30 protein-coding genes are annotated in these 26003 nt (G+C 65.1%); 15 read left to right on the forward strand and 15 right to left on the reverse strand.

Features of this window, described 5'->3' with window-relative positions:
- The 11 genes from JMJ54_RS08865 to JMJ54_RS08915 form a co-directional block, all read right to left on the reverse strand.
- A complete protein-coding gene (locus JMJ54_RS08865) occupies nucleotides 1–180 on the reverse strand; it encodes a hypothetical protein (RefSeq protein WP_203537908.1) in 180 nt (59 codons plus the stop codon).
- Nucleotides 177–416: a BolA family protein gene (locus tag JMJ54_RS08870; protein WP_189459842.1), complete on the reverse strand. Its 240-nt coding sequence runs from the start codon at nucleotides 414–416 to the stop codon at nucleotides 177–179. Before JMJ54_RS08870 ends, JMJ54_RS08865 begins: the two co-directional genes overlap by 4 nt.
- A gap of 7 nt (nucleotides 417–423) precedes the next feature.
- A complete protein-coding gene (locus JMJ54_RS08875) occupies nucleotides 424–1179 on the reverse strand; it encodes an ABC transporter permease (RefSeq protein ID WP_203537909.1) in 756 nt (251 codons plus the stop codon).
- A 3-nt stretch (nucleotides 1180–1182) separates the two neighbouring features.
- The gene (locus JMJ54_RS08880) at nucleotides 1183–1617 is read right to left on the reverse strand and encodes a GNAT family N-acetyltransferase (protein WP_203537910.1); all 435 of its coding nucleotides are present in this window, start codon (nucleotides 1615–1617) and stop codon (nucleotides 1183–1185) included.
- Nucleotides 1614–2513 carry an ABC transporter ATP-binding protein gene (locus tag JMJ54_RS08885; protein ID WP_203537911.1) on the reverse strand — a complete coding sequence of 300 codons (900 nt, stop codon included), beginning with the start codon at nucleotides 2511–2513 and terminating at the stop codon, nucleotides 1614–1616. The genes JMJ54_RS08880 and JMJ54_RS08885 overlap by 4 nt, the downstream gene beginning before the upstream one ends.
- Nucleotides 2510–3376 carry an MlaA family lipoprotein gene (locus tag JMJ54_RS08890; RefSeq protein WP_203537913.1) on the reverse strand — a complete coding sequence of 289 codons (867 nt, stop codon included), beginning with the start codon at nucleotides 3374–3376 and terminating at the stop codon, nucleotides 2510–2512. The genes JMJ54_RS08885 and JMJ54_RS08890 overlap by 4 nt, the downstream gene beginning before the upstream one ends.
- A gap of 105 nt (nucleotides 3377–3481) precedes the next feature.
- Nucleotides 3482–3757, reverse strand: a complete 276-nt coding sequence (locus tag JMJ54_RS08895) for an STAS domain-containing protein (RefSeq protein ID WP_203537915.1) — start codon at nucleotides 3755–3757, stop codon at nucleotides 3482–3484.
- Entirely contained in the window at nucleotides 3750–4355 is a 606-nt protein-coding gene (locus JMJ54_RS08900) for an MlaC/ttg2D family ABC transporter substrate-binding protein (RefSeq protein WP_203537916.1), read from the reverse strand. The genes JMJ54_RS08895 and JMJ54_RS08900 overlap by 8 nt, the downstream gene beginning before the upstream one ends.
- A gap of 3 nt (nucleotides 4356–4358) precedes the next feature.
- Nucleotides 4359–4838 (reverse strand): outer membrane lipid asymmetry maintenance protein MlaD, encoded by a 480-nt coding sequence (mlaD, locus tag JMJ54_RS08905; protein WP_203537918.1) that lies wholly within the window; start codon nucleotides 4836–4838, stop codon nucleotides 4359–4361.
- A 52-nt stretch (nucleotides 4839–4890) separates the two neighbouring features.
- The gene (gene mlaE / locus JMJ54_RS08910) at nucleotides 4891–5685 is read right to left on the reverse strand and encodes a lipid asymmetry maintenance ABC transporter permease subunit MlaE (RefSeq protein WP_203537920.1); all 795 of its coding nucleotides are present in this window, start codon (nucleotides 5683–5685) and stop codon (nucleotides 4891–4893) included.
- Nucleotides 5682–6473 carry an ABC transporter ATP-binding protein gene (locus tag JMJ54_RS08915; protein WP_203537921.1) on the reverse strand — a complete coding sequence of 264 codons (792 nt, stop codon included), beginning with the start codon at nucleotides 6471–6473 and terminating at the stop codon, nucleotides 5682–5684. The genes mlaE and JMJ54_RS08915 overlap by 4 nt, the downstream gene beginning before the upstream one ends.
- 173 nt (nucleotides 6474–6646) lie before the next feature.
- Here JMJ54_RS08915 and JMJ54_RS08920 point away from each other — a divergent pair, with 173 nt between their 5' ends.
- The 11 genes from JMJ54_RS08920 to JMJ54_RS08970 all read left to right on the forward strand — a co-directional run bounded on the left by JMJ54_RS08920 (nucleotide 6647) and on the right by JMJ54_RS08970 (nucleotide 18695).
- Complete coding sequence (locus JMJ54_RS08920; RefSeq protein ID WP_203537922.1) at nucleotides 6647–7531, forward strand: ExeA family protein; 885 nt, start codon at nucleotides 6647–6649, stop codon at nucleotides 7529–7531.
- Nucleotides 7524–9374, forward strand: coding sequence for a type II secretion system protein GspD (locus JMJ54_RS08925; protein WP_203537923.1), 1851 nt, complete (start codon nucleotides 7524–7526; stop codon nucleotides 9372–9374). The genes JMJ54_RS08920 and JMJ54_RS08925 overlap by 8 nt, the downstream gene beginning before the upstream one ends.
- Nucleotides 9371–10549, forward strand: a complete 1179-nt coding sequence (locus JMJ54_RS08930; RefSeq protein WP_203537924.1) for a tetratricopeptide repeat protein — start codon at nucleotides 9371–9373, stop codon at nucleotides 10547–10549. The genes JMJ54_RS08925 and JMJ54_RS08930 overlap by 4 nt, the downstream gene beginning before the upstream one ends.
- The gene (locus JMJ54_RS08935) at nucleotides 10546–12261 is read left to right on the forward strand and encodes a GspE/PulE family protein (RefSeq protein WP_203537925.1); all 1716 of its coding nucleotides are present in this window, start codon (nucleotides 10546–10548) and stop codon (nucleotides 12259–12261) included. Before JMJ54_RS08930 ends, JMJ54_RS08935 begins: the two co-directional genes overlap by 4 nt.
- An 8-nt stretch (nucleotides 12262–12269) precedes the next feature.
- Nucleotides 12270–13466 (forward strand): type II secretion system F family protein, encoded by a 1197-nt coding sequence (locus JMJ54_RS08940; RefSeq protein WP_203537927.1) that lies wholly within the window; start codon nucleotides 12270–12272, stop codon nucleotides 13464–13466.
- Nucleotides 13466–15001 carry a hypothetical protein gene (locus JMJ54_RS08945; RefSeq protein ID WP_203537929.1) on the forward strand — a complete coding sequence of 512 codons (1536 nt, stop codon included), beginning with the start codon at nucleotides 13466–13468 and terminating at the stop codon, nucleotides 14999–15001. The genes JMJ54_RS08940 and JMJ54_RS08945 overlap by 1 nt, the downstream gene beginning before the upstream one ends.
- Nucleotides 14998–15588: a hypothetical protein gene (locus JMJ54_RS08950; protein WP_203537931.1), complete on the forward strand. Its 591-nt coding sequence runs from the start codon at nucleotides 14998–15000 to the stop codon at nucleotides 15586–15588. Before JMJ54_RS08945 ends, JMJ54_RS08950 begins: the two co-directional genes overlap by 4 nt.
- On the forward strand, nucleotides 15585–15869 hold the full coding sequence (locus tag JMJ54_RS08955; protein ID WP_203537933.1) for a hypothetical protein: 285 nt from the start codon (nucleotides 15585–15587) through the stop codon (nucleotides 15867–15869). Before JMJ54_RS08950 ends, JMJ54_RS08955 begins: the two co-directional genes overlap by 4 nt.
- 1 nt (nucleotide 15870) lies before the next feature.
- Nucleotides 15871–17295, forward strand: a complete 1425-nt coding sequence (locus JMJ54_RS08960; RefSeq protein WP_203537935.1) for a hypothetical protein — start codon at nucleotides 15871–15873, stop codon at nucleotides 17293–17295.
- A complete protein-coding gene (locus JMJ54_RS08965) occupies nucleotides 17264–17974 on the forward strand; it encodes a type II secretion system protein (protein WP_203537937.1) in 711 nt (236 codons plus the stop codon). Before JMJ54_RS08960 ends, JMJ54_RS08965 begins: the two co-directional genes overlap by 32 nt.
- A gap of 106 nt (nucleotides 17975–18080) precedes the next feature.
- The gene (locus JMJ54_RS08970; protein ID WP_203537939.1) at nucleotides 18081–18695 is read left to right on the forward strand and encodes a type II secretion system protein; all 615 of its coding nucleotides are present in this window, start codon (nucleotides 18081–18083) and stop codon (nucleotides 18693–18695) included.
- A gap of 60 nt (nucleotides 18696–18755) precedes the next feature.
- Here JMJ54_RS08970 and hda read toward each other — a convergent pair whose 3' ends face one another.
- Nucleotides 18756–19430, reverse strand: coding sequence for a DnaA regulatory inactivator Hda (hda, locus tag JMJ54_RS08975; RefSeq protein WP_203537941.1), 675 nt, complete (start codon nucleotides 19428–19430; stop codon nucleotides 18756–18758).
- Between the two features lie 229 nt (nucleotides 19431–19659).
- Here hda and purM point away from each other — a divergent pair, with 229 nt between their 5' ends.
- The 4 genes from purM to JMJ54_RS08995 all read left to right on the forward strand — a co-directional run bounded on the left by purM (nucleotide 19660) and on the right by JMJ54_RS08995 (nucleotide 23931).
- Nucleotides 19660–20697: a phosphoribosylformylglycinamidine cyclo-ligase gene (gene purM / locus JMJ54_RS08980; protein ID WP_203537943.1), complete on the forward strand. Its 1038-nt coding sequence runs from the start codon at nucleotides 19660–19662 to the stop codon at nucleotides 20695–20697.
- 96 nt (nucleotides 20698–20793) lie between these two features.
- Nucleotides 20794–21390, forward strand: a complete 597-nt coding sequence (gene purN / locus JMJ54_RS08985; protein WP_203537945.1) for a phosphoribosylglycinamide formyltransferase — start codon at nucleotides 20794–20796, stop codon at nucleotides 21388–21390.
- Between the two features lie 7 nt (nucleotides 21391–21397).
- The gene (locus JMJ54_RS08990) at nucleotides 21398–22594 is read left to right on the forward strand and encodes a DUF3108 domain-containing protein (protein WP_203537947.1); all 1197 of its coding nucleotides are present in this window, start codon (nucleotides 21398–21400) and stop codon (nucleotides 22592–22594) included.
- 80 nt (nucleotides 22595–22674) lie between these two features.
- The gene (locus JMJ54_RS08995) at nucleotides 22675–23931 is read left to right on the forward strand and encodes an RsmB/NOP family class I SAM-dependent RNA methyltransferase (protein WP_203537949.1); all 1257 of its coding nucleotides are present in this window, start codon (nucleotides 22675–22677) and stop codon (nucleotides 23929–23931) included.
- A gap of 46 nt (nucleotides 23932–23977) precedes the next feature.
- On the opposite strand, the gene JMJ54_RS09000 is transcribed toward JMJ54_RS08995, so the two are convergent.
- The 3 genes from JMJ54_RS09000 to JMJ54_RS09010 form a co-directional block, all read right to left on the reverse strand.
- Nucleotides 23978–24412: a ClpXP protease specificity-enhancing factor gene (locus JMJ54_RS09000; RefSeq protein ID WP_203537951.1), complete on the reverse strand. Its 435-nt coding sequence runs from the start codon at nucleotides 24410–24412 to the stop codon at nucleotides 23978–23980.
- A 52-nt stretch (nucleotides 24413–24464) separates the two neighbouring features.
- Nucleotides 24465–25070, reverse strand: a complete 606-nt coding sequence (locus tag JMJ54_RS09005) for a glutathione S-transferase N-terminal domain-containing protein (protein ID WP_203537953.1) — start codon at nucleotides 25068–25070, stop codon at nucleotides 24465–24467.
- 154 nt (nucleotides 25071–25224) lie between these two features.
- Nucleotides 25225–26001 (reverse strand): cytochrome c1, encoded by a 777-nt coding sequence (locus JMJ54_RS09010; RefSeq protein ID WP_203537955.1) that lies wholly within the window; start codon nucleotides 25999–26001, stop codon nucleotides 25225–25227.
- Between the last annotated feature and the right edge of the window lie 2 nt (nucleotides 26002–26003).

The following is a 26003-nucleotide window of genomic DNA, read 5'->3' on the forward strand; positions in this document are numbered from 1 at the left end:
CTAGTGGAAGAAGTACCAGTAGATCAGTGCGACCGCGGCGATCAGCCACGGCAGGGTGGTGAGTCCGGCAAGGCCGCTGGGCTGCTTGCCGGCTTCATGGGCGGCCTTGATGGCGGCATCGAGCTTGGCGCGTTCGCGGTCGATGGTGTCGAGCGAGAAGCGGTCTTGCGGATCGTTCACTGTGCGGCCCATTCGGCCGGGGTGGCGGTCTTTTCCAGCGACAGCGCGTGCAGTTCGCCCGAGTCGATCACGTCCTTCAGTGCGTCCTTGACGAGGCGGTGCCGGGCCAGCAGGCCGAGGCCCTCGAAACGCGGGCTGACGATGCGCGCGTAGAAATGGTGGCCGTCGCCGTTGACGTGAACGTGGGTGGCGGCGAGGCGGTCGGTGATCAGTTGCTGAACGAATTCGGGTGTCATGGTGGGCTTAGTGCCTGATTTTGTAGCCTGATTTTATCAGCGAGTAGGCCCAGAGCGACAGCGCAATCAGCGCCACACTGACGACCGCAAGGCTTTGCCATGGTGAAACGTCCGAGACGCCGAAGAAGCCGTGGCGGAATCCGTCGATGGTGTAGAACACCGGATTCCACTGCGACACGCCGTACCAGAACGGCGGCAGCGAGTGGATCGAGTAGAACACGCCGGACAGGAAGGTCAGCGGCATGATCAGGAAGTTCTGGAACGCGGCGAGCTGGTCGAACTTCTCCGCCCAGATGCCGGCGATCAGTCCGAGCACCGCCATCAGTGCGCTGCCGAGCAGCGCAAAGGCGATCACCCACAGCGGATGGGCCATCGGCGGCACGGTAAACAGCAGGGTGACCAGCAGTACGCCGGCGCCGACCACCAGGCCGCGAACGACGGCGGCGAGCACATAAGCGGCGAAGAACTCGAAATGGCTCAGTGGCGGCAGCAGGATGAACACCAGATTGCCGGTGATCTTGGACTGGATCAGGCTGGAGCTCGTGTTCGAGAACGCATTTTGCAGCATCGCCATCATCGCCAGGCCCGGAATCAGGAAGGCGGTGTAGCGCACGCCCGGGTAAGGCTGGACGTGAGCGTCGAGTACATGAGCGAAAATCAGCAGGTAGAGCAGCGCGGTAAGCACCGGGGCGGCGACGGTCTGGAACGAGACCTTCCAGAAACGCAGCAGCTCCTTGTAGAACAGCGTGGAAAAGCCTTGCATGGATCAACCCAGAGTTTTGACGAAGCGCAGCCCGGTATCACGGTAGCCCTGCGCTTCATAGAAATGGTGTGCGTGTTCGCGCTGGTGGGCGCTGTTGACGATCAGCCGGTCGGCGCCATGTTCATGCGCCCAGGCTTCACCCGCGGCAAGCAGGACCTGGCCGATGCCGGTGCCACGACAGTGCTCGGCGACGACAAGGGCGATGATCCGCGCGTGCGCGCCATCCTGATCCAGCGACAGCCCGAGGGACAGCCCGATCAGTCCGACCACCTGCTCGTCGATTTCGGCGACCAGCGCGCCGTAGCCGCCGGCCTTGTCCAGCTGGCCCAGCCGCGTCTGCATTTCGCAGTCGGTGCTGGGATAGCCGAGCGATGTCATCAGCCTGGCGAGCACGGGCGCGTCATCGAGACGGGCCGGGCGGATTGTCGCGCTGCTCATGATGCGGGCGTGTTCATCATTTCGACGAAGATGTCCTCGAGGTCCGGCTTGGCGACCTCGATGTCCCGGATACCGACCGATTCGGCCTTCAGCGTCGCCAGAATGGTGTCGAGTGCGCCGCAGTCGGCGAGCTTGAGCTCGATCGCGCCGTCGTTGCTGCGCAGCTGCAGTGGCGTCAGGCTCGCGGGCAAGGCACCGTCGAGCCGCAGCTTCAGCGTGCGGCTGCGGCCGCGGTCGAGCAGGGTGCGCTTGTCCTCGAGCGCCAGCAGCCGGCCCTGCTTGAGCATGGCGATCCGGTTGCAGAGCGCTTCGGCTTCTTCGAGGTAGTGTGTCGTCAGCACGATGGTATGGCCCTGGTCGTTCAGCCGCTGCACGAAGTCCCACAGCGTCTGGCGCAGCTCGACGTCGACGCCTGCGGTCGGCTCGTCGAGTACGATCACCGGCGGCCGGTGCACCAGCGCCTGCGCCACCATCACCCGGCGCTTCATGCCGCCCGACAGGGCGCGCATGTTCGCGTTCGCCTTGGCGGTCAGACCGAGGTTCTCGAGGATTTCGTCGATCCAGTCATCGTTCTTTTTCAGCCCGAAGTAGCCGGACTGGAACACCAGTGTTTCTCGCACGCTGAAGAACGGGTCGAAGACCAGTTCCTGCGGCACGATACCGACCGCGCGGCGTGCGGCACGGTAATCGTCGGCCACATCGTGCCCCATGACCGAGATGCGGCCACTGCTGGCGCGGGCGAGGCCGCCGAGGATCGAGATCAGCGTGGTTTTGCCGGCGCCGTTGGGGCCGAGCAGCGCGAAGAAATCACCCTCGGCGACGTCGAAACTGACGCCGGACAGCGCGTTGAATTCGCCGTACCGTTTGACGACCTGGTCGAATGAAATCGCGCTCATGGCGTGGCGGCGTCAGGCGCCGAGGCAGGGACGGATGCAGGTGTGGACGCTGGCACCGGTGCCGACGCAGCGGCATCGCCGGAGACCATGGTGGCCGTCGCGGCTTCGCTTGCAACCCCGGACGCGTTCGAATTCGCCGGCACATCGTCATCGTCGTCGGGCTCGCCAAGCGGCAGCGGATGCGGAGGCAGGCCGTCGTAGACCTTGTTCCAGCGGGCCTGCAGATAAGCATCGCGCAGATAGGCGTAGGGATCGATCTGGCTGTCGAGCATCGCGTCGAGTGGCAACAGCTTGCTGCGGGCATCGACGAGATAGACGCCGTAGTAGGCAATCTGGCCCCACAGCGGGTCGATGTAGTCGATCGGCCCCCAGCTCAGCCGGACCAGCGGATCGGCACTGTCGCGCAGCGTCATCGGTCCGTAGAACGGGACCATCAGGTAGGGGCCGGAGCCGATTCCCCAATGGCCGAGGGTCTGGCCGAAGTCGGCCTTGCCCTTGTCCAGCCCCATCCGGGTACCCCAGTCGAACAGGCCGAACATGCCGAAGGTGGTGTTGACGATCACCCGGCCGGCGCTGGTGCCGGCTTCGCCGAATTTGCCCTGAAACAGCGCGGCGACCGAACCGAACAGGTCATCGACGTTGGAAAAGAAATTGGACGTGCCGTCCTTGATCGGGCCGGGCGTGTAATCGGCATAGGTTTGTGCCACCGGGCGCACGACGGTGCGATCGACGGCGCGGTTGAACGAGAAAATGCCGCGGTTGACCGGCTCGATCGGATCGTAGTTGTTCTGCGGGCTGGCACAGCCGGCCAGCAACAGCGCAAGGCCGCAGAGCCGGAGGGTCGACAGAATGGAATGAGTCATGATTCAGGGTCGCGCAGGTTCGGTTGCGCCGATTGGGGGCTGGGTCCCGTCGGCGGTCGCAGGCGGTCAGTCGAAAAGGCCTGCCGTCGTTGTGGCCGGCCGGTTTTACGGCGTATTCAGCCAGTCGGCCACGCCGTACAGCCTGGCCAGCTGCTGCAGCGTCGGCGGCAGATGGATGAAGTGTAGCGTGACCTGACGTCGCTGCGCTTCGCGCAGCCAGTGCAGCAACACCGAGACGCCAGCGGAGTCGGCTGTCTCGATGCCGGCCAGGTCGACGGTCAGTGTGCCGCCGGCCGCAGGCCAGTCATCCAGCGTCAGCCGGCCGGCCGCACTGGCCATCGTCAATGCGCCGCCTGGCGCGAAACGACCGGCTTCAGCCACCTTGCTTGCCACCACCGGCGAGCTTGGCATTGCGATCGGACAGCGTCTTGATCAGGCCGTCGATGCCGTCCTTGCGGATCACCGCGCCGAACTGGTTGCGGTTGTTGACGGTGAAGCTGATGCCGTCGACGGCAATGTCGAAGACCTTCCAGTTGCTGCCGAGCTTTTCGAAGTAGAAGTCGAGCGGAATCGGTTTCTGGCCCGGAATCGAGACTTCGGTGCGCACGGTCTGCTCGTCGGCATCCGCGCCCGGGCGCGTGCCCTTCACGTCGACTTCGGCGTTCTTGTAAATCGTCAGTGCCGACATGTAGGTGCGGACCAGCATGGTCCGGAACTCCCGGGTCAGTGCCTGTTGCTGCTCCGGCGTGGCCTGACGCCAGTACTTGCCGACCGCCAGCGAGGTCATCCGGGTGTAGTCGGCCAGCGGCGAGACGCGTGCGTCGACCTGTTCGCGCACCTTGGCCGGATCCTTGTCGCCCTGCTTCAGGATGACAAGGACGTCATTGCTGACGCCGCGTACGATCTGCTCCGGGTCGGCGGCGGCCAGCGCGAAGGCCGGCAGCAGGGCGATGACGAGCGAGGCAATCCATTTTTTCATTGTTCATTTCTCCGTATGCGCATTACCGCCTTCGTCTGCCTTGGAAAACAGGAAGCGGCTGATCAATTGTTCCAGCACGATGGCCGACGACGTGATCGTGATCCGGTCGCCATTCATCAGCATTTTTTCGTCGGCACCCGGCTCCAGCCCGACATACTGCTCGCCAAGCAATCCGGCGGTCAGGATCTCGGCGCTGGTATCACGGCTGAAGTGGTAGCGATCGTCGAGCTTCATCGTCACGCTGGCGACGTAACGCTGCGGATCGAGCGTGATCGCGGCCACCCGGCCGACGACAACACCGGCGCTCTTCACCGGCGCACGCACCTTGAGGCCGCCGATGTTTTCAAAATTGGCGGTCACCGTGTAGGTGCTCGACGCAGGCAGGCTGCTCTGGCTGCTGACCTTCAGCGCCAGAAACAACAGGGCGACGATGCCGAGGGCAATAAAGAGGCCGACCCAGAAGTCGATCATTGTCCGTTTCATTGCTGCAATCTCAAGTATCTATTTGTCAATTCTGCTTGCCGGGGCGGCGGTGTCAAATGCCGCGGAACATGAAAGCGGTCAGCAGCACGTCCAGGCCGAGGATCACCAGCGCGCTGGTCACCACGGTGCGCGTGGTCGCGCCCGACACGCCTTCGGCCGTTGGCGGTGCGTCGTAGCCTTCGAAAACCGCGATCAGGCTGACTGCGAAACCGAAGCACACGCTCTTGATGACACCGTTGACCACGTCGAGCCGGAAGTCGACCGCGCTCTGCATCTGGCTCCAGAAACTGCCGGCGTCGAGCCCGAGCAGCTGCACGCCGACCAGATAGCCGCCGAAAATCCCCATGGCGCTGAACAGCGCGGCCAGCAAAGGCATCGAAATCACGCCGCCCCAGAACTTCGGCGCAACCACGCGCGCGACCGGGTTGACCGCCATCATCTCCATCGCCGACAGCTGTTCGGTTGCTTTCATCAGGCCGATTTCGGCGGTGATCGCGCTGCCGGCCCGGCTGGCGAACAGCAAGGCACCAATGACCGGGCCGAGCTCGCGGACCAGCGACAGTGCAACCAGCACGCCGAGCGAACTAGACGCGCCGAAGCGGACCAGCGTTTCGTATCCTTGCAGCGCCAGGACCATGCCGACGAACAGGCCCGACACGACGATGATCAGCACCGACAACACGCCGGCGAACCAGATCTCGCGCATCGTCAGCGAAAAACGGCACAAGGCAAACGGCGAGACCTTGAGGACAGAGACCAGAAAGCGGCAGGCAAAGCCCAGTTTGATCAGGGCATTGGTAACCGGGGCGCCAAGGCTTTGCAGGGCACGGGAAAGCGGATTCGTCATGGCCGCTCCAGATTCAGCGCCGTTGCATATGGTTCGGCATCGCGATGGAACGGCACCGGGCCGTCGGGCTCGGCATTGATGAACTGTTTGACGAAGGGGTGCGTCGACGCACGCACTTCGTCGGGAGTGCCCTGGGCGACGACGGCGCCGTCGGCAAGAAAATAGACATAGTCGACGATGGCCAGCGATTCGGCGACGTCGTGCGTGACGACGATCGAAGCGCCACCGAGCGCGTCATTCAGTTCGCGGATCAACTGGCCCGTCACGCCGAGCGAAATCGGATCAAGCCCGGTGAAGGGCTCGTCGTAGAGCATGATTGCCGGGTCGAGCGCGATGGCCCGCGCCAGTGCAACCCGCCGCGCCATGCCGCCGGACAGCTCGGCGGGCATCAGTTGCGCGGCGCCGCGCAGGCCGACCGCGTGCAGCTTCATCAGGACCAGATCGCGGACCACCGATTCGGGCAGTTTGCCGCGCTCGCGCAACGGGAAGGCCACATTGTCGTAGACCGACAGGTCGGTGAACAGCGCGCCGAACTGGAACAGCATGCCGAGCTTGCGGCGCATGCCGTACAGCGTTGTTTCGTTCATCGTCCCGACGTCGTCGCCATCGACGAGTACGCGGCCGGTCCGGGCGCGGAGTTGGCCGCCGATCAGCTTGAGCAGCGTGGTTTTGCCCGAGCCGGAGCCACCCATGATCGCAACCACCTGGCCACGGTCGATGCGCAGCGACAGGTCGCGCAGCACGGGCTGCTCACCGTAGCCAAACGAGACGTCGTCGAAGACGACCATGGGGGACAAATGGGACAAGGTGGCTGACTAGACTGGAGTGTACAAACGTACCGTCATTGTACGCCGAGCACCGCCGTCCGGGCCATGCTGATGGTTGCTGATGCAACACATACAACGTAAGTAATCTTGGCAAATCTAGGGTGCATGCTAGTATCCGGCTGACAAAAAATTTCGTGAATATTACCAATAGCATGTATCTGCAGCATTTTGGCCTCACCGACCCGCCTTTCCGCATTACGCCGCATCCGGCATTTTTCTTCGGTGGCGGGCGCCGTAGCGAGGTGCTGGCCGCATTGCGCTACGCCGTGCTGCACGGGGAGGGTTTGGTCAAGGTAGTTGGCGAAGTCGGCAGCGGCAAGACGATGCTGTGCAGAATGCTGCTCGAACAACTGGCCGGTGATGCCGATCTGGTGTTCATGCCGCACCCGCTGCTCGAGCGCGACGAGATTCTCGATGCGATTGCAGCAGAGCTGGGCCTGCCGGCCGTGACGGGGTACGCGGGGGCCCGAGTGCAGGCTTTGCAGCTGGCGCTGATCGAACGCTTTGGTCGCGGCCGTCGGGTCGTGGTGGTGGTTGATGAAGCACACGCGATGCAGTTGCAGAGTCTGGAAACGATCCGGCTACTGTCCAATCTCGACCATGGTCACGACAAATTGTTGCAGATCGTGCTGTTCGGTCAGCCCGAACTCGATCAGCGACTAAAAAATTACGAATTAAGACAGTTTTCAGAACGCATCACTCACGCTTTTTCCCTGCAGCCGCTGCGCCGCGACGAGTTGTCGGCCTATCTCGAATTCCGCCTTCGCGCCGCCGGCTACTGCGGGCCACAGCCGTTTTCGGCGGCAGCACTGCGACAGATTGCCGGCTCGGCCGAAGGGCTGGTGCGCCGCGCCAACATTCTGGCCGACAAGGCGCTGCTGGCGGCCTACGCGGAAGGAGCGCATGCGGTGACCCGCCGCCACGCGCGCGCTGCGGTTGCCGATTGCGGCTATCGCCGTTCGGGCTTGCCTTGCCGGATGCTGGGCGCCCTTGCTGCCTTCCGGTTTCGCCATGCTTGAAGCAAGGAGGGGGCTGTGGTGGGGGCTGCTCGCAACCTTGTCCGGCTGTGCCGGCAATACGGGGCTGACGATGGCGCCCGAGCGTCACCTGTCGGTGCCGGCGACCCCGCCTTCGGCAGCCATCCCGCCGACCATCAGCGGCCTGCCTCCGCTACCCAGGCCGCGGCCGGCGCAGAAAACCGAAGTCTACAGCGTCGTCGTGCACAAGCTGCCGCTGGCCGAGCTGCTGTTCGCATTGGGCCGGGACGCCAAAATCAATGTCGACGTGAGCCCCGATGTCAGCGGCGTGATCACGCTGAATGCGATCAACCAGACGCTGCCGCAGATCATGGCGCGAGTCGCCCGCCAGGCCGACATCCGCTGGACGCTGGATGGCGGCGTGCTGTCGGTGACGCCGGATACGCCGTACCTGAAAACGTATGCGATCGACTACATGAACGTGTCGCGCACGGTGAAGTCGTCGGTCAACATCCTCAACTCGGTTTCGAGTGTCAGTGGCAACAGCACGACCAGCAACGGTACGACGACGACCCAGTCATCGGCCGGTGACGGGGGCAATACCTCGAGCACCCAGCTGGAGATGGCGTCGGAGCACCAGTTCTGGCGCAGGCTGGAAGGCAATCTGAAAGTGCTGCTTGGCATCACCGACGCGGCTGCGAATGTGCCAAGCCCCGCCCAGCAGGCGGTGACCCAGCTGGCCTTGAGCGCGCCGACAACGCCGCAACTGGCGCAGCAGCTGGCACAGATCGAGAAAAGCCTTGCCCAGGCCGGCAAGGCGCAGGCCGAAACGGCGAACCTGCAGGCCAGGACGCAGCCGCCCGTGACAACGAACCCGCCTGCGACAATCGGCAATCAGGTCATCGTTCATCCGGAAACCGGCATGGTCACGGTCCGGGCCTCGCACAAGGACCAGCAGCGTGTGGCCGAGATGCTGGCGGCCGTACAGGCCAGTGCATCGCGCCAGGTGCTGATCGAGGCGACCATCGTCGAGGTGGCGCTGTCGAACGAATATCAGGCCGGCGTCGACTGGAGCCGCGTCGCGACCAATGGCGTCAATTTCGCCGTCCAGAACATCGGCACCGCACTGGCGCAGGCCCCGTTCACCGCCGTGTCGTACAGCAACCCGAACCACGGTTTCGACATGACGGTGAAACTGCTCGAGCAGTTCGGCCGCACGCGGGTGCTGTCGAGCCCGAAGATCATCGCGCTCAACAACCAGACTGCGCTGATGAAGGTGGTCGAGGAGCAGGTCTACTTCACCATCTCGCAGCAGACCAACCAGAACGACAGCCAGACCGTGACCAATCTGACCAGCACGCTCAACACCGTGCCGGTCGGCCTCGTGATGCAGGTGACGCCGCAGGTTGCCGAGGACAACACGATTTCGCTGAATGTGCGGCCGACCATCACCAATATCAGTGGTTATGTTGCCGATCCGGCCGTGGCGCTGCTGGCGGCGCAGTCCAAGGTCAGCCTGCAGAGTCTGGTGCCGGTGTTGCAGGTGCGCGAATTCGATTCGACGCTGAAGGTGCCGAGCGGGCAGATCGCGGTGCTGGGGGGCCTGATCCAGGATGCGCTCGACGCGCATCGCTCGGGCATTCCCGGCGTCGGACGGGTGCCGGTCGTGGGCGATCTTTTCAGCTATCGCGACGACAAGGTCAGAAAGATCGAACTCGTCGTGTTCCTGCGGCCGGTGACGGTCCGGAATGCCAGTGTCGATGGCGATCTGGCCGGGCTCAAGGGTTACCTTCCCGCGAACGATTTTTTCGAGTCGCCGCAAGACCAGACGTTGTCGGCGTATCAGGGCGGCCTGACACCGATGCCGGTCAGGGACGAGCGATGAGTCTGCTGCTGCAGGCGCTCAAGCGTGCCGATGCGCAGAAACGGCAGCCTGCCGACGTCGCGCTCCCGGCCGCATCGTCGCTGGCTCTGGTGACCGACGGGCAGGACGCGCCGGGCGACGAGGCACTGGCGGACACATCCACGCCTGTCCGGGCCGAGCCGGTACTTGAGTCGGTGCAAGCGCACGACGAGACACCAAACGAAGAACGCATGCGTGAAAACGCCGCCGAACCTGCACCGTTGTCGCCGTCACCGTTACTCGCTCGGCAGCTGTTTGTTGCCAAGGGGCGCCCGCCGCGCCGGTGGTGGACGGCTGGACTGGGCATCGGCTTGCTGGCCGTTGCGGTTGCCGCGTGGTGGCTCGAGCCATGGCGTTTGGAGCCATCGACGCCTGCAGCGGCACCGACGACGGTGGCCGCTGAGAAAACGGTCGTCCCGGCCGTTGTGCCCGAACCGGCCATACCGCCAGAGCGGGTTGCGCCGCAGCCAGCCCCGCCGGAGTCTGCGACGCCGGTGCCGCAGTCCCGGCCGGATGTCCGTGAACGCCTTGCGCCGAGCGGACCGGACGAAGCATCGACGCGGGTCGAGGTCCATCGCGGTGAAGCCGGTGAAAGGATTCCGGCGGCGATCGAATCGGGTTATGACGCTTTTCAGGCCGGCCAGTGGCGCGAGGCAGAGGCACAGTACCGACTGGCCGTGCGACAGGACGCCCGCTCGCGCGATGCCTTGCTCGGCTTGGCGGCCGCGCTGGCGCAGCAGGGCAAGACCGTAGCGGCGATCGATGTCTACCAGCAACTGGTGCGGCTGTATCCCGAGGACAGCAGTGTGCAGGCGGGCCTCGCCGCGCTGCAGCGCGACGGCGGCGAGCGCCAGCGTGCCTTGCTCAAGCAGCAGGCCGATGTCGGCGATGCCGATGCGGCCTTTGTGCTCGGCAACCGGCTGGCGGCCGAGGGACGCTGGCCCGAGGCACAGGCCGCCTACTTTCAGGCGTACACGCAGGTGCCCGTGTCGGCCGACTACGCGTACAACCTAGCCGTCAGTCTGGATCATCTGCAGCAGCCCGCGCCGGCTGCCGACTACTACCGCCGTGCGCTGAAACTGGCGGGCGATCAGCCGGCCCGGTTTGACGCGCAAGCGGCGCGCTCGCGGCTGGCTGCCCTGACGGTGCAACCATGAACGCGCCGCTGACGGTCGCAAAACGGCTGCCGCTGGGCGAACAGCTTGTCATCAAGGGCCTGATCAGCAGCGATCAGTTGCGCATCGCGCTGATCGAACAGCAGCGTGCCGGCAGGCCGCTGGGCCAGACGCTGGTGCAACTGGGCTTCCTCTCCGAAGCCATCCTGCGCGACGTGCTGTCGGAAACGCTCGGTCAGGGGGCCGTCGATCTGGCGCAGACGCTGGCCGATCCGCAGGCGGTGCGGCTGGTCGGCAAGGAGCTGGCCAAGCGGCTGTTGCTGTTGCCGATCGCTGTTGATGCCGATGCTGCGACGCTGACGGTCGCGATGGCCCAGCCGACCAATCTGGTGGTGCTCGACCAGTTGCGCCAGCATACGCAGGACCGCTATGCGATCGTGCCGCTGCTGGCGGCCGAGTCGCAACTGAGCCATGCAATCGACCAGTATTACGGCTTCGAGCTGTCGATCGACGGCATCCTGCACGAAATCGAGACCGGCGAGGTCGACGAGGCCAGCCTGCAACTGCAGGACGCCGAATACAACCAGCCGGTGGTGCGGCTGATCGATGCGCTGCTCGCCGACGCGGTGTCACGCGGTGCGTCGGATATCCACTTCGAACCCGAACAGCGCTTTGTCCGGATCCGCTACCGGGTCGACGGCGTACTGCGGCAGATCCACGCGTTGCACCGGACCTACTGGCCGGCGATGGTCGTCCGCCTCAAGGTGATGGCAAGGATGAATCTGGCTGAAACGCGCGCGCCGCAGGACGGGCGGATCTCGCTGACCATCGCCGGCCGGCCGCTGGATTTCCGCGTCGCCAGCCAGCCGACGACCTGGGGCGAGAACGTCGTGCTGCGGATTCTCGACCGGCACAAGGGCCTCGTCGCACTGGATGCGCTGGGGCTGACCGAGACCAATCTGCAGTTGTTGCGGCTGATGATCGCCCGGCCCGAAGGCCTGATCCTCGTCACCGGTCCGACCGGCAGCGGCAAAACCACCACGCTTTACTCGGTGCTGAGCCATATCAGCTCCGAGGCGATCAACATCATGACGCTCGAAGATCCGGTCGAGTACCCGATGCCGCTGATCCGGCAGACCTCGGTCAACGAGACGGTGAAAATGGATTTCGCCGGCGGCATCCGTTCGATGATGCGTCAGGACCCGGACGTGATCCTCGTCGGCGAAATCCGCGATCGCGATACGGCCGAGATGGCATTCCGCGCCGCCATGACCGGCCACCAGGTCTATTCGACGTTGCACACCAACTCGGCAATCGGCGCGGTGCCGCGGCTGCTCGACATCGGCGTACTCCCCGACATCATTGCCGGCAACCTGATCGGCATCGTCGCGCAGCGGCTGGTCCGCAAGCTGTGCCGGCATTGCCGCGAGCCGTATGTCGCCGACGAAGTCGAGCGCCGCTTGCTCGGCATCGGCGACGAGGAGCCGGCTACGCTGTACCGCGCCATCGGTTGCCCGCGCTGCGACCATCAGGGTTACCGGGGGCGCGTGCCGGTGATGGAAGTGCTCAAGTTCGGTGACGTGCTCGACGAACTGGTCGCCCGGCGGGCGACCTTGCGCGACATCCGCGCCGCCGCCGAGGCCGCCGGTTTTGTGCCGCTGGTCGACGATGCCTGCCGGCGGGTGCGCGACGGCACGACGACACTCGACGAAATCTCGCGCGTTGTCGACATGACCGCGCGTGCGCAGGCCTAGGTCGCGGGATGCAGTTTCGATACCGCGCGGTCGATGCCGGTGGCCGCATTCGTCAGGGAGTGATGGAGGCCGCCAATGCCGCCGATCTCGAGTTGCGCCTCAAGCGGCTGGCGCTGTCGCTGATCCGCGCCTGGCCGGCACGCGAGGCGCACCTGCTGGCCCCACGTCGCATTGGCCGGCGCGAACTGGTCACTTTCTGTTTTCACCTCGAACAGTTGAGCCGGGCCGGCATTCCGCTGATCGAAGGCCTGACCGACCTGCGCGACAGCAGCGAGCACCCCCGCTTCCGTGTGGTGGTCGCGCAACTTATCGAGGACATCGAGGGCGGCAAGCTGTTTTCGCAGGCTTTGGCCATGCACCCGCGCGTTTTTAATTCGCTGTTCGTCAATCTGGTGCGCGCCGGCGAGGCCAGCGGCACCTTGGCCGTCGTGCTCGGCCAGTTGGCCGAGTCGCTGAAATGGCAGGACGAGCTTGTGGCGCAGGTCAGGAAGATCCTTGCCTATCCGGTGTTCGTCGGCGTGGTCGTGCTGTCGGTGACGGCCTTCCTGCTCAGTTATCTGGTCCCGCAGATGGTTGAATTCATGCGGTCGATGAACCAGACCCTGTCGCTCAATACCCGGCTGCTGATTGCCGCTTCGCAGGTCGTCGTCGATTTCGGCTGGCTTCTGCTGCTCGCGCCGATCGCGCTGGTCCTGATCGTGCCGGCGTGGGCGAAGCGCAATGCGGCGCTGGCGTTGTGGCTCGATACATTCAAGCTGCGGGCACCCTTCATCGGCCCGACGCTGAAGAAGCTTTCGCTGGCGCGCTTTGCCGACCAGTTCGGCCTGCTCTATGCGGCGGGGATTCCGATTCTCGATGCGCTGGCGATCTGCGAAGGCATCGTCGGCAACCGTGCGATCGCGGCCGCGCTGGCGAGGATCCGCGGCATGATCCGCGAAGGCGGCGGCATTGCCGCGAGTTTCGAGCGCGAACAGCTGTTTCCGCCGCTGGTCCAGCGCATGGTCAAGATCGGCGAGCAGACCGGCGGCATCGATACCGGCATGCGCAACGTTGCCTACTTCTTCCACCGCGACGCCCGCGAATCGATCGCGCGCATCCAGGGGCTGATCGAGCCGACGATGACCGTGGTGCTCGGCCTGTTGCTGCTGTGGGTGATGTCGGCGGTGCTCGGGCCGGTGTTCGATACCGTGGGGAGGCTGCGCTGATGCGTTGGTGGCACCTTCCCGCCAGTGGCCGTGATGGCCTGGTCGTGCTGGCACAACAACGGATCATCGTCGGTCCGCTGGGTGCTTCATGGCGTGCCGAGGTGCAGTTCGACACGGGGCCGCAAGGGCTGGCCGATCTGGCGCTGTACTGCCAGCACAACCCTTACCGGCGTTTCCATCTCCTCGTGCTCGGCAGCGACGAGGAGTTCAGGTTCGACACCTTGCCGCCGGTGCGCGGGCGCGACCGGCAAAGCCTGATCACGCGGCGGCTGGAGCAAGCCTGGCGCGGCTCGCCCTACCGGCGTGCCCTGGCGCTGGACGACGGGATGCTGGTGCTCTCGGCGCTGACGCAGCGCGAACCGATCGACGCCCTGGTTCAATCGCTGCTGAACGCAGGCTGCCCGATTGCCGGCCTTTATACGCTGCCGGTGCTCGCCGCCGCGTTGTTGCCACGAGCTGTTTCGCAGACGGGGCCGACCGTGCTGCTGGCACCGGTTCCGGGCGGCGGCACGCAGCAAGTCTGGCTGATGCCCGATGGCCTGCGTTTCGCCCGCAGCAGCCAGGCACGCGCCGATGTTGCCTGCGCGGATGTGCTCGCCGACGAAGTCCGCCTGACGCAGCACTATCTTGCGAACGAACGCATCCTGCCGCGCGATGCCCGGGTAACGCTGCTGTTGCTCGACGGCGAGGCCGGCGTGGCAGTTCGACTGCAGCAGCGCCTTGCCGCTGCTGGCGAAGCCGTGCAGGTAAATACGCTGGCGCAGACGGACCTGAGCCGGACGCTGGGCCTGCCGGCGGGTGACGACATGCTTGCGCTGTGGGCTGCAGCGATAGTCCGGCACGGCCGGTCCGCAAGGTACGCCGACCCGGCGCTGCGCCGTTTCGAGACGCTCCGCCGGGCGCGCCAGTACCTTGGCTGGAGCGGTGCCGCCGTCTTGAGTGTTGCTGCCGTTTCGGCCCTGACGGTCTGGCTGGAGACGCGCGAGCTGGAGGCGCGGGCGGCTGTGCAACAGGCAAGATTGCGAACGCTGCAACATGAGTCGCAGCGGGTTTCGGCCGAGCTGGTCCGTCATGGCGTGGGCGATCCGCTGGCTTTGCGTGCCGTCAACCGCTTGTATCGCAACGGCATGGCGTCGTGGCCGAGTGCCGAGGCGCACGCACGCGAGATCAGCCGGACGCTGCAAGCCTTCCCCGACCTGCGCGTCGATCTGCTGTCATGGGACGTTGCGCTGCCGGTGGCGACGGCATCACCCGAGGAGGGGGAGGCACCGGTGCCGATCGGGACCTGGACCCAGCGCATGGCCCTGTCCGGCCACGTGTTGCCGCCCGTTGATGCCCGTCAGGCGCTGGCGCGCGTCGAGGCCCTCGTGACGCGCTTGCGTGCCGAGCACGGGCTGCGCGTCGAGGTGACCCGGCTGCCGCTGGATGTCCGCTCGCAGGCGACGATTCAGAATCCGCTGGAGGCGACGGACGACGCAACCGGTGCGCTTGGTTTTGCGCTGACGCTGGAGCTGCCTGCCGGAGCGGCTTCATGAACCTACCGTTGAGGCAGGACTGGCCCTTGCTGCGCGGGCCCTTGCTGGGACTGCTGCTTGCCGCCGTCTGTGGCTGCGGGCTGGCGTATGCGGCCACGCTGCAGCGCACCGGGGCGCAGGCCCGGCTTGATCTGGCGCGCGAACGGGTGTCGGCGATGCAGCTGCGCGTCGACGAAACCCGCACCCAGCTCGACCAGCTGGATCAGCATCAGCGCGATTACACGCGCTTGCGCGGCCGTGGCGTCATCGGCGCCGAGCATCGGCTCGAGTGGGCCGAATTCCTGGAGGATCAGGCCCGTCGCACCCCGGGCTTGCGCTACCAGATTGCCGCGCGTCGGGCGCTGCCCGGCGTTGAAGCGCAGGACGGTCTGCAGCTGTTTGCCAGCCGTCTCGATGTCCGCTTCGTGGCCGCGGACGAAACCGGCTGGTCCGACTTCAATGCCGGCCTGCATCGCTTGCCCGGCTGGGTGGCGGAACGCCGTTGCCAGCTCGAGCGGTCCGCTTCGCCGGACATGCCGGGTGTGACGATCGATTGCAGCTACGAATGGCTGAGTATCGACCACGCCTCGGCCGAGGTCCCGGAATGAAAACCTTGTTTGCCGTGCTGCTGCTGGCCGCGTCGACGGTCCAGGCCGATGACGGCTGGGGCACGCTGTTCACGTCGCCGGCCGAACGCAGCGGCGCGTTGCAGCGGGGACAGGGGCCGGCGGGCACCGGTCAGCGTTTCGACGGCGAAGTACGCGGCCGTCACGGCGTGACGCGCTGGGTCGACGGCCAGCAGCGACGCGAGGCGCCGGACGGACTCAAGCCCGGCCAGCGCCGAGTCGATGGCCGGGTGCGCGAGGCCTATGAACCGGATCCGTCCTGAGATGCCTCGGGCCCAGCGCGGCATCGCACTCGGACTCTTGCTGATCGCCTTGATCGTGATGGTCGTGGCGTTCGGAGCGCGCGTGTACAGCGCCGGCGCAAGCCGTCGCGATGCCGCGACCACGCGCGCGCTGGCGGAGGCCAGGCGACAGTTGCTGGCGACGGCGCTGGGCCGCCAGCCGATCGGCGTTGGCGGCGGGAACAACGACAATCGCCCCGGCTCGCTGCCGTGTCCCGACCTGAATGCACCGGGCAGTGCCGATGCCGGACGTTCCGGTCTGGCCGGGAACGTGTCGTGCAACGGCAGCCCGGATACCAACCGACTCGGTCGCCTGCCATCACGGACGATGGTGCAACCGGTGCTGCGCGACGGAAGCGGCGAGCCGCTGTGGTACGCGCTGGTCCGTGGTCTTGACGATCGGGACGACTCGCCGTTGAACAACGACTTTGTCCCCGAGGGCGGCAAACCGTGGTTTTCGCTCTGGCTTGATGCCGGCCGCGTAACGGCGACGTCGCCGGATGATCCGGTGGTTGCGGTCGTGATTGCACCGGGGGCAGCGCTGGCGGGGCAGCCACGTGACACGGCTGCACAGCAGCGCAATCCGGCCAATTATCTGGAAACGGCTACCACCGCTCAGGGCAGGTTTTCCAATCGTGACCTGCAGCTTGCGCGTTTTCTGGATGGCCCGGTGCCGGGGGCGAACGGTGTTGCCGTACTGAACGACCGGGTGCTGGCCATTCGTCGCAGCGACCTGTTGGTGCCGGCGGCGCGCCGCGCGGCGCGGGAGTACCAGCAGCTGCTGGCGCTCTGGGCCGAGCAAAAGGGGGGCGGCCGCTGGCCCAATCCGGCCGATCCGGCGAGTGCCGAATGCACCGAAAGTACCGGCAACGCGACGTCGAACGGTTGCGCGCCGGATGCGGCCCGTTGCCGGGGCCGGTTGCCCAAGTCGGTTGCACTGACGGACGAACTGCAATCCAAGGCGGCCTACCGGCCGATCGGGACCAGCGCGGCCGACTGGAGCGCGCGACTGTCGGTGTACCACTGGCTGTACCGCAACCGCTGGGAACAGCAGTTCTTCTATGCCGTGGGCACCGGTGCAAGCCATGACGCGCCGGCCGGGTGTGCGGCTTCGTTGACGGTGCACGGGGTGCCGCTGCCGCCGGGAGCCACGGTGCAGGGTGTGATGTTCGGCGCCGGCCCGCCGCGCGATGACACGCAACCGCCACAACGTCGCGTCAGCCCGCTTGAGAAGAGCCGCCTGGCGAACTATCTCGATCCGCTGCCGCCGCCGGACGCGTCGCTGAACGTGCAGGGGTGGGATCAACCGCCTTTGCGCCCCGACGAGTATGCGAAGTCCGTTGGCAACGACGAAATGTATCTACTGGTGAAGAGTAATGGTGCGACGGACTGGATTCACGCTGATTGAGCTGGCCGTGGTGCTGGCCGTGATCGGGCTGGTGCTCGCCAGTGCCGTGCAGGCGACCCGGCTGATGGGCGAGGCGCAGCATGTGCGGGATACGCGCGCCCAGCTATCCGAGATTCACGAGGCCTTGCTGGGGTTTGCGGTCAGCACCGGTCACCTGCCTTGTCCGGCGAATCCCGCCGCGGTCGGTGCCGGCAGCGGGGTCGAGGATCGCGCCGCTGCCGGGGGGTGCAATCGCCTGCAGGGCCTGCTGCCGTGGGCGACGCTGGGCCTGGGCCAGAACGATGCATTCGGCCGGCCGTTCAGCTATCGGGTGACCGGCTACTACGCCGATACCGATCCGGCCACCGTGGGCTATTGCTTTGGCGCCAAACCGCCGGCGAGCGTGACGTTCGCGATGTGCTCGCGCGGTGACATCACCGTTCGGCCGGCAGCGGGCTCGGCCGAGATTCTGGCGCAGGGTGTCGTTGCCGTTGTGGTCTCGCACGGCAGCCACGGCCCGGGGCCGTTGCAGCCCGGCGGTGCCGGCGACGAAGCCGCGAATGCCGACAACGATGTGGAATTCGTCAGCCATGACCGTACCGATGCCGCCAACGGCGCAGTGACGTACGACGACCTGACCGACTGGCTGGCGCCGACCACCTTGCTGAGCCGGATGCTGGTGGCGGGACGTTTGCCATGACGCGTTGCATGCAGGCCGCGATCGCGCCAACACGGATCCGGAGGTGACCCGGCGCAGATACCTCGCCTCAACCCGTTAACAACACAAGTCAAAAAGGAGAGAAGCAATGCAGCAGACAACAAGACAAGGTGGTTTCACCCTGGTCGAACTGGCCATTGTCCTGGTTATCGTCGGCCTGATTCTGGGTCTGGCGTTCAAGGGGCGTGACCTGATCGACGGTGCGCGGGTCAAGAGTGCGCAGGCCGGTGCGAACAAGATCCAGGCGGCGATCAACATCTACTTCGAGCGCTATGGCGCCTATCCCGGTGACGGTTGCCTGACGCCGAATGCGACGACGCTGGCCGCCTGCTCACCGACACCGCCCGGTACCGGCGGAGCCCGCAACGGATTGATCAGCGGGGCGAACGAGTCCGGCTCGTTCTGGACCATGCTGATCACGGGCACCAACATCCTCAGTGCAGCCGAGCGCAATACCCCGTTCGGCGTGCAGTGGAACGTGGCGCTGATCGCCAACGTCGATTACCTGCAAACCGCGGCGGCGATCGACCCGCGCTATTCGTGCGCGATGGATCAGCAGTTCGATGACGGCGTGCCGACCACCGGCAATATCCTCGCTACCAATGCGACCTACAACGCCTCGACCGATTGCTGGTCGACGGCGGCATCGCCGGCCGGTGTCGGTGCCGCTTCCCGGGTATTGAATGTCCGCTTGCTGCCCTGAGTGCAGTCTGACCAAAACGAAACCCGCCAACTGGCGGGTTTTGTTTTGGACGGTGGCCGGTCAGGTCGGCGCAGCATCGGCGCCGCCGAGCACTTCGCGCAGCAGTGGCAGCGTCACCGGTCGGCGCAGCGACAGCGCATAGCGGTTGGCGCGTGCGATCAGCGCCTGCAGGTCGGCAAGATCGCGGCTGGCGTGGTGCAGCAGATAGTCGCAGGCCTCGTCGCTGAGGTCGAAGCCGAGCTGGTGGGCCAGCTGCTGCAGCACGGCTGCCTTGTTGCGGTCGGACAGGCCCTTGAGCTGATAGACGAGGCCCCAGCCGAGCCGGGTGGTCAGATCGTCGCGCAGCGAGAGCAGCATCGGCGGCAGCGGGCCGGCGGCCAGCAGGCGGCCGCTGCCTTCGCGCAGGGTGTTGTAGTGGTCGAAGAGGCGGATCTGTTGTGCCTCGTCGAGCACTTCGACGTTGTCGACGATCAGCGCCGCATCGGCGGGGATCTCGTCCGGGAGTCGTTCGCGGCGCGCGTCGATGCGGAGCGCGCCGGGCAGCCGCTCGGCTGCGGCATCGAGCAGGTGGGTTTTACCGACGCCCGCGCCGCCCCACAGATAAAGGAAGCGGACGTCGTCGCTGCCCGTCAGCCATTCGCCGAGCATGAACAACAATTCGGCATTCTCGCCGGGGACAAAGCCGGCGAAGCCCGCGGGCTGCGGGAGCATCAGGTCGAGGACGAGCTGTTTCATTGGCAAGTGGCACCGGACGCACGAAGGCGTACGGCCGGAACGGCAGCACGCGGGGTGGTCAGGGCGAGGGCGGCAGGCCCGTCCGGTGGAACCGGACGCGCACCGCGCCGGTGGGCGGACAGCAGGCGTTTCATTGCAGGATGCGGTAAACTACCGCGTTTTCAGCAGCTTGCCGCCATTTTACCTGAGTTGGCGCGCTGCAGAACCCGAATTCCTTCACGAGGCCGTCATGAGTTCCAAAAGCCTGAGCTACCGCGACGCGGGTGTCGACATCGACGCTGGCGATCAGCTGGTTGAAAACATCAAGCCCTTTGCCAAGCGCACCATGCGTCCCGAAGTCCTGTCCGGCATCGGCGGCTTCGGCGGGCTGATCGAAATCTCCAAGAAATTCAAGGAGCCAGTGCTGGTCTCGGGTACCGACGGCGTCGGCACCAAGCTCAAGCTCGCGTTCGAACTGAACCGCCATGACACCGTCGGCCAGGATCTGGTCGCGATGAGCGTCAACGACATTCTGGTCCAGGGCGCCGAGCCGCTGTTCTTCCTCGACTACTTTGCCTGCGGCAAGCTCGACGTCGATACCGCGACCGAAGTGATCCGCGGCATCGCCCATGGCTGTGAGCTGTCGGGCGCGGCGCTGATCGGCGGCGAAACCGCCGAAATGCCGGGCATGTACCCGGTCGGCGAATACGATCTGGCCGGTTTCGCGGTCGGCGTGGTCGAAAAATCGAAAATCATCACCGGTGACAGCATTGTTGCCGGCGACGTCGTGCTGGGCCTTGCCTCGAACGGCGCGCATTCGAACGGCTATTCGCTGGTGCGCAAGATCCTGCACCTGACCGAAGCCGATTACGCGGCCGAGTTCGACGGCGGCAAGAGCCTCGCCGACGTGGTGATCGCGCCGACGCGCATTTATGTGAAGCCGATCCTGAAACTCCTCGAGTCGGTCACGGTCAAGGGTATGGCGCACATCACCGGTGGCGGCATTACCGAGAACGTGCCGCGCGTGCTGCCGGCCAATGTCGTCGCACAGATCGATGCCAAGAGCTGGACGCTGCCGAAGCTGTTCCAGTGGCTGCAGAAGGAAGGCAACGTCGAAGCGCAGGAAATGTACAAGACGTTCAACTGCGGTGTCGGCATGGTCGTGATCGTCTCGGCGCAGGATGCCGAAGCGGCGAAGAAGCTGCTCGAAGCCGAAGGCGAAACCGTCTACACGCTGGGCGCGGTTCGTGCACGCAACGGCGACGAGCACCAGACCCAGGTTGCTTGATCGGTTTGACCGGTCAACGGGGCGAGGTGGCGACACCTCGCCCTTTGTTATTAGAAGTGGACGTACTGATTGGAAGTGGGCGCACTCGCTAGAGACATGAAGAATATTGTCATCCTGATTTCCGGCCGCGGTTCGAACATGCAGGCCATCGTCGACGCACAGATCGCCGGCGCACGCATTGCCGCGGTGATCTCGAACAAGGCCGATGCCGAGGGGCTGGCGTGGGCACGCGAGCGCGGTATTGCCACCGCGTCGCTGAACCACAAGGATTTCGACGGTCGCGAAGCGTTCGACGCGGCGCTGGCCGGGTTGATCGATGCCTACGCGCCGGATCTGGTCGTGCTGGCCGGCTTCATGCGCATCCTGACGCCAGGTTTTGTCGGTCATTATGAGAACCGCCTGCTGAACATCCATCCGTCGCTGCTGCCGGCGTTCACCGGCCTGCATACGCACGAGCGGGCGATTGCCGAAGGCGTGAAATTCGCCGGTTGCACCGTGCACTTCGTCACCGCCGAACTGGATCATGGCCCGATCGTCGCGCAGGCGGTCGTGCCGGTCCGCGACGACGACGACGCGGCGGCGCTGGCCGCGCGCATTCTGGTCGAGGAGCATCGGCTGTATCCGCAAGCCGTGGCCGATTTCGTCGCCGACCGGCTGACGATCTCCGGCCAGCGCGTGTTGCGCCGGAGCTGATGCATCAATGACGCCGCGTTTCGGCCGCCGGTTGCTTGGGTTCGCGCTGGCCCTGTCGCTGTTGCTGCACCTGTCGGGCCTGTTCGGCGAGCTGGCACTGGCGTGGTGGGCGCGGCCGAGCGCCGATGCGACGCCGCTGCGCAAGGCGACGCAAAAACTGGCGGCACAGGAACTCGACGACGAAACGACCAGGCCGGCCGGGCTTGCCGGCGTCAAACCGGCGGACAAGCAGGTGGTCTATCTGCGGCCGCTGGCCGAGCTGATGCCGCCCAAGCCGGTCGCACCGCCGCCTGCCGCTACGCCGAAGCCGGCCAGCCGGCCCAAGCCGCGTCCGGTCAAGGTGGTCGCCAGTGCGCCGGTCGCAACGCCGGCCGTGGCCGGCGCGGCGGTCGGCAGTGCGGTGGCGACCGCTGCCGCGAGCATGCCGGCCAGTGCGCCGGCGCTTGCCGCTGCCAGCAAGCCCGCTGCCGCCGTATCGACGGAGGCCACGCGCACGGTCCATGCCAGCGCACCGGCGGGTCTGGGCAAGCAGGCCAAGGCATTTCCGAAGAAGGTTGAAATTACCTACGTTTACGGCGTGTTCCCGGTCAGAATGACCTGGCGCGTCGATCAGGGTGATTACCGGCTCAAGCTCGCCGGCTCGCTGTTCGGCCGGACCCGGCTGATCGAAAGCGTCGGCACCGTCGGCAAGGACGGCGTCGTTCCGCAGCGCTTCTCGGACTACAAGGACGACAAGCTGCTGAACGAGGCGACGTTCGACTGGGATGCAAAAACGGTCACGCTGAACGACAAGGGCAACCTGAAAACGGCCGACATCTCTCCGGGCGACCAGGATCTGTTTTCGGCCGCGTTCCAGTTCGCGCTGCAGGGCGCGAAGATGAAGAACTTCACCTTCGCGATGGTCAGCGGCCGCAAGCTCTATCCGGAAGTCGCATTCGAGATTCGCGGCGAGACCACGCTGAGGCTGGGTGACCAGCATGTCGACGTGATCCTGTTGCACGGCGAGTTCGAGGACCGGATTTTCGATTTCTGGCTGGCGCCGCAGTGGAACAACATGCCGGTCCGCATCCAGCTGACGCTGGGCAAGGACAGCAGCAGTTTCGACATCCTCGCCAACGCGATCACGATCAACGGCGAGCAGGTGCTCAAGCCGCTTTCGTCGACCAACGGAACGGTCGACCGCAACAACCCGCAGCTGCGCTAGCCGCAGCTGCCAGACTGGCGGGCTGCGGCCCGCACCGATTAACGCTGGTGTGAACCCGCTTTCGCCGCTACAACGCTGATATGAACAAGACCCAATTCGATGCCATTCTCGACGTGCTGCACACCGTGCTGCCGTTCACCGCGCCGGCCGACGTATGCCTGTCGCGCTACTTCCGTGATCACCCCAAGCTGGGCGCACGCGATCGCGCCGAAATCGCCGAAACCGTTTTCGGCCTCTTGCGCCACCTGCCTCGGCTGAAGTGGGCGTGCGGCGAAAAGGCCGGCGTCATCGACTGGATGGTCGCCTACTGGGCGGCGGTCGAAAAGCGCAACCTCAAGGAGCTGACGGCGATTTTCGATACCCGCCGGATGGAGCAGGCCAAGGAATACAAGGCAGTGCGCTGGGATGAAGCACCGCTGGCGGTGCGTGCCGCGCTGCCGCAGTGGACGGTCGACGCGATGCTCGCCGACGGTTTTGACGAGGCCGCCATCCTCGAAACCGGCAGGGCCATGCTGCAGTCGGCGCCGCTGGATCTGCGCGCCAATACGCTGAAGATGAAGCGCGAACCGGTGCAGACCGAGCTGGCCGCGCAGGGCATCGAGTCGGTGCCGACGCCGTTTTCGCCGTGGGGCCTGCGCGTCACCGGCAAGCCGGGGCTGTCGCGCCTGAACTTGTTCAAGGAAGGCGCGTTCGAAGTCCAGGACGAGGGCAGCCAGTTGCTGGCGTTGCTGACCGGTGCCAAGCGCGGCCAGATGATTGCCGATTTCTGTGCCGGCGCAGGCGGGAAGACGCTGGCGATCGGCGCGATGATGCAGTCGTCGGGTTCGTTGTACGCGTTCGATATTTCCGAAAAGCGCCTGTCGAACCTCAAGCCGCGTCTTGCGCGTTCGGGCCTCTCGAACGTCCGGCCACAGCTGATCGCGAGCGAGAACGACACCAAGATCAAGCGTCTGGCCGGCAAGATGGATGCGGTGCTGGTCGACGCGCCGTGCTCGGGCCTGGGTACGCTGCGCCGCAATCCGGACCTGAAGTACCGTCAGAGCGCGCAGAGCGTCGTCGAACTCAATGCGAAGCAGGCGAGCATTCTGGCGTCGGCCTCGCGGCTGGTGAAGGCCGGTGGCCGTCTGGTTTACGCGACCTGCAGTTTCCTGCCGAGCGAAAACCGCAAGATTGTCGATGCCTTCCTCGCCGCGCATCCGGAGTTCCAGCTGCTCGACGTGCGCGAGCTGCTGACGAAGGAAAAGATCGAGCTGGCGCTCGACAACGAATGCATGCAGCTGTCGCCGATGCAGCACGGTACCGACGGTTTCTTTGCCGCGGTCATGCAGCGAATCTGAGCCTGAACGTTGCCAAAAACAAAGCCCGCGAATGCGGGCTTTGTTTTTACTTGACCACCCGCAGCGACGGGCGGCCGCCGCTGGGACGGGAGGGGGGCGGCTCGTCGCCACCGTCGTCCTTGCTTGCCGGCGCGCTTTCGGGGGCGTCTTCCTGCTCGCCGTCGGCCGGGCCTTCGTACTCGAAACCCATGCCTTCGCCGTTCTCGCGCGAGAAGATCGACACGACCGCGCCGACCGGGATGGTGATGTCACGCGAGACGCCGTTGAAGCGTGCCGAGAAACTGACGTAGTCGTTGCCCAGATTCAGGTTGCGCGTCGCGTTGTAGCTGATGTTCAGCACGATCTCGCCGTTCTTCACGTATTCCATCGGCACCTGCATCTTGCCGCGTACGGCAACGACGAGGTAGGGCGTGAAGTCGTGGTCGGAGCACCACTCGTGGATCGCACGGATCAGATAAGGCTTGGTCGAAACGGATTGCATGGCCAGCGTCCTCGGGTGAACAAGACGGCCGGGACCAGCCCGGCCGCACGACTTACTTGCGCATCGCCTTTTCGTTCGGGGTCAGCGAATCGATGAAGGCCTGGCGGCTGAACAGGCGCTCGGCGTACTTGAGGATCGGTACCAGCGGCTTGGTCATTTCGATGCCGTAGTGTTCGAGACGCCACAGCAGCGGTGCGATCGCGACGTCGAGCATCGAGAATTCCTCGCCCAGCATGTGCTTCTGCTTGGTGAACAGCGGTGCGATCTGGGTCAGGCTGTCGCGCACGGCGACACGGGCGGCATCGAGGGTTTTCTTGGTGGCGGCGCCGTCTTCGAGCGTTTTCATGTGCACGAAGAGTTCGCGCTCGAAGTTGAACAGCATCAGCCGTGCACGGGCACGCATGACCGGGTCGGCCGGCATCAGCTGCGGGTGCGGGAAACGTTCGTCGATGTATTCGTTGATGATGTTCGATTCGTACAGGGTCAGGTCACGTTCGACCAGTACCGGGACTTCGTTGTACGGATTCATCACCGCGAGGTCTTCCGGCATGCTGTGCGTGTCGACATCGAGAATTTCGAAATCCATGCCCTTTTCGAACAGGACGATGCGGCAACGGTGGCTGAACGGGCACGAGGTACCGGAGTAAAGCTTCATCATGGCGATGGAATTCCCAGGGTGGATGCAATGGCGCCGATTCTAGCGATTTCGCCATCGATAAGCCAGAAAAAATGACCTAATCCATTGATATTTAATAATTTTTACGAAAAAAGAAAAAGGCGCCCGGAGGCGCCTTTTTGCTGGTTTCCGGTGCTCAGTGCACGTCGCGCCAGTATTCCTTCTTCAGCAGGTAGGTGATCGGAATCAGGATGAACAGCAGGAACAGCAGGACGCCGTAGCCGATCTGCTGGCGCTTCACCTGTGCCGGCTCGCCCATGTAGACGAGGTAGCTGACCAGATCGCCGACGCGCTTGTCGAACTCGTGCTGATCATACTGGTTGTTCTCGCCAACCTGGGTCAACAGGCCCGGCTTCACCAGCTTCAGGCCTTCGAGCACCTTTTCGTCCTTGCCGTCGTGGCCCTTGACCGTCTTGTAGACCGGCTCCTGGATGCCCTGCAGCTCCCACAGCACGTGCGGCATGCCGACCTTGTCGAAGGCGAGGTTGTTCCAGCCGGTCGGACGCGAGTCGTCACGGTAGAAACCGCGCAGATAGGTGTAGAGCCAGTCTGCGCCGCGCGAACGGGCGATCAGCGACAGGTCCGGCGGGGTGGCGCCAAACCATTCCTTGGCATCGTGCGCCTGCATCGCGACCTTCATCGGATCGCCGACCTTGTCGGTCGCGAACATCAGGTTGGCCTTGATCTGGTCTTCGGTCAGGCCGATGTCCTGCAGCCGGTTGTAGCGCATGTTGATGGCGCCGTGACACGACAGGCAGTAGTTGGCGAAGGTCTGGGCGCCGCGCTGGAGGCCCTCGACGTCACGCAGGTTGACGGGGGCCTTGTCCAGATGGACGCCGCCCTCGCTGGCGAAGCCGGCAACCGGGACGAGGAGTGCCACGGCGGCCAGGAAACGACGGAATTGCTTGGTCATTT

It is taken from the genome of Jeongeupia naejangsanensis (assembly GCF_016865585.1).
Classification (GTDB): domain Bacteria; phylum Pseudomonadota; class Gammaproteobacteria; order Burkholderiales; family Chitinibacteraceae; genus Jeongeupia; species Jeongeupia naejangsanensis.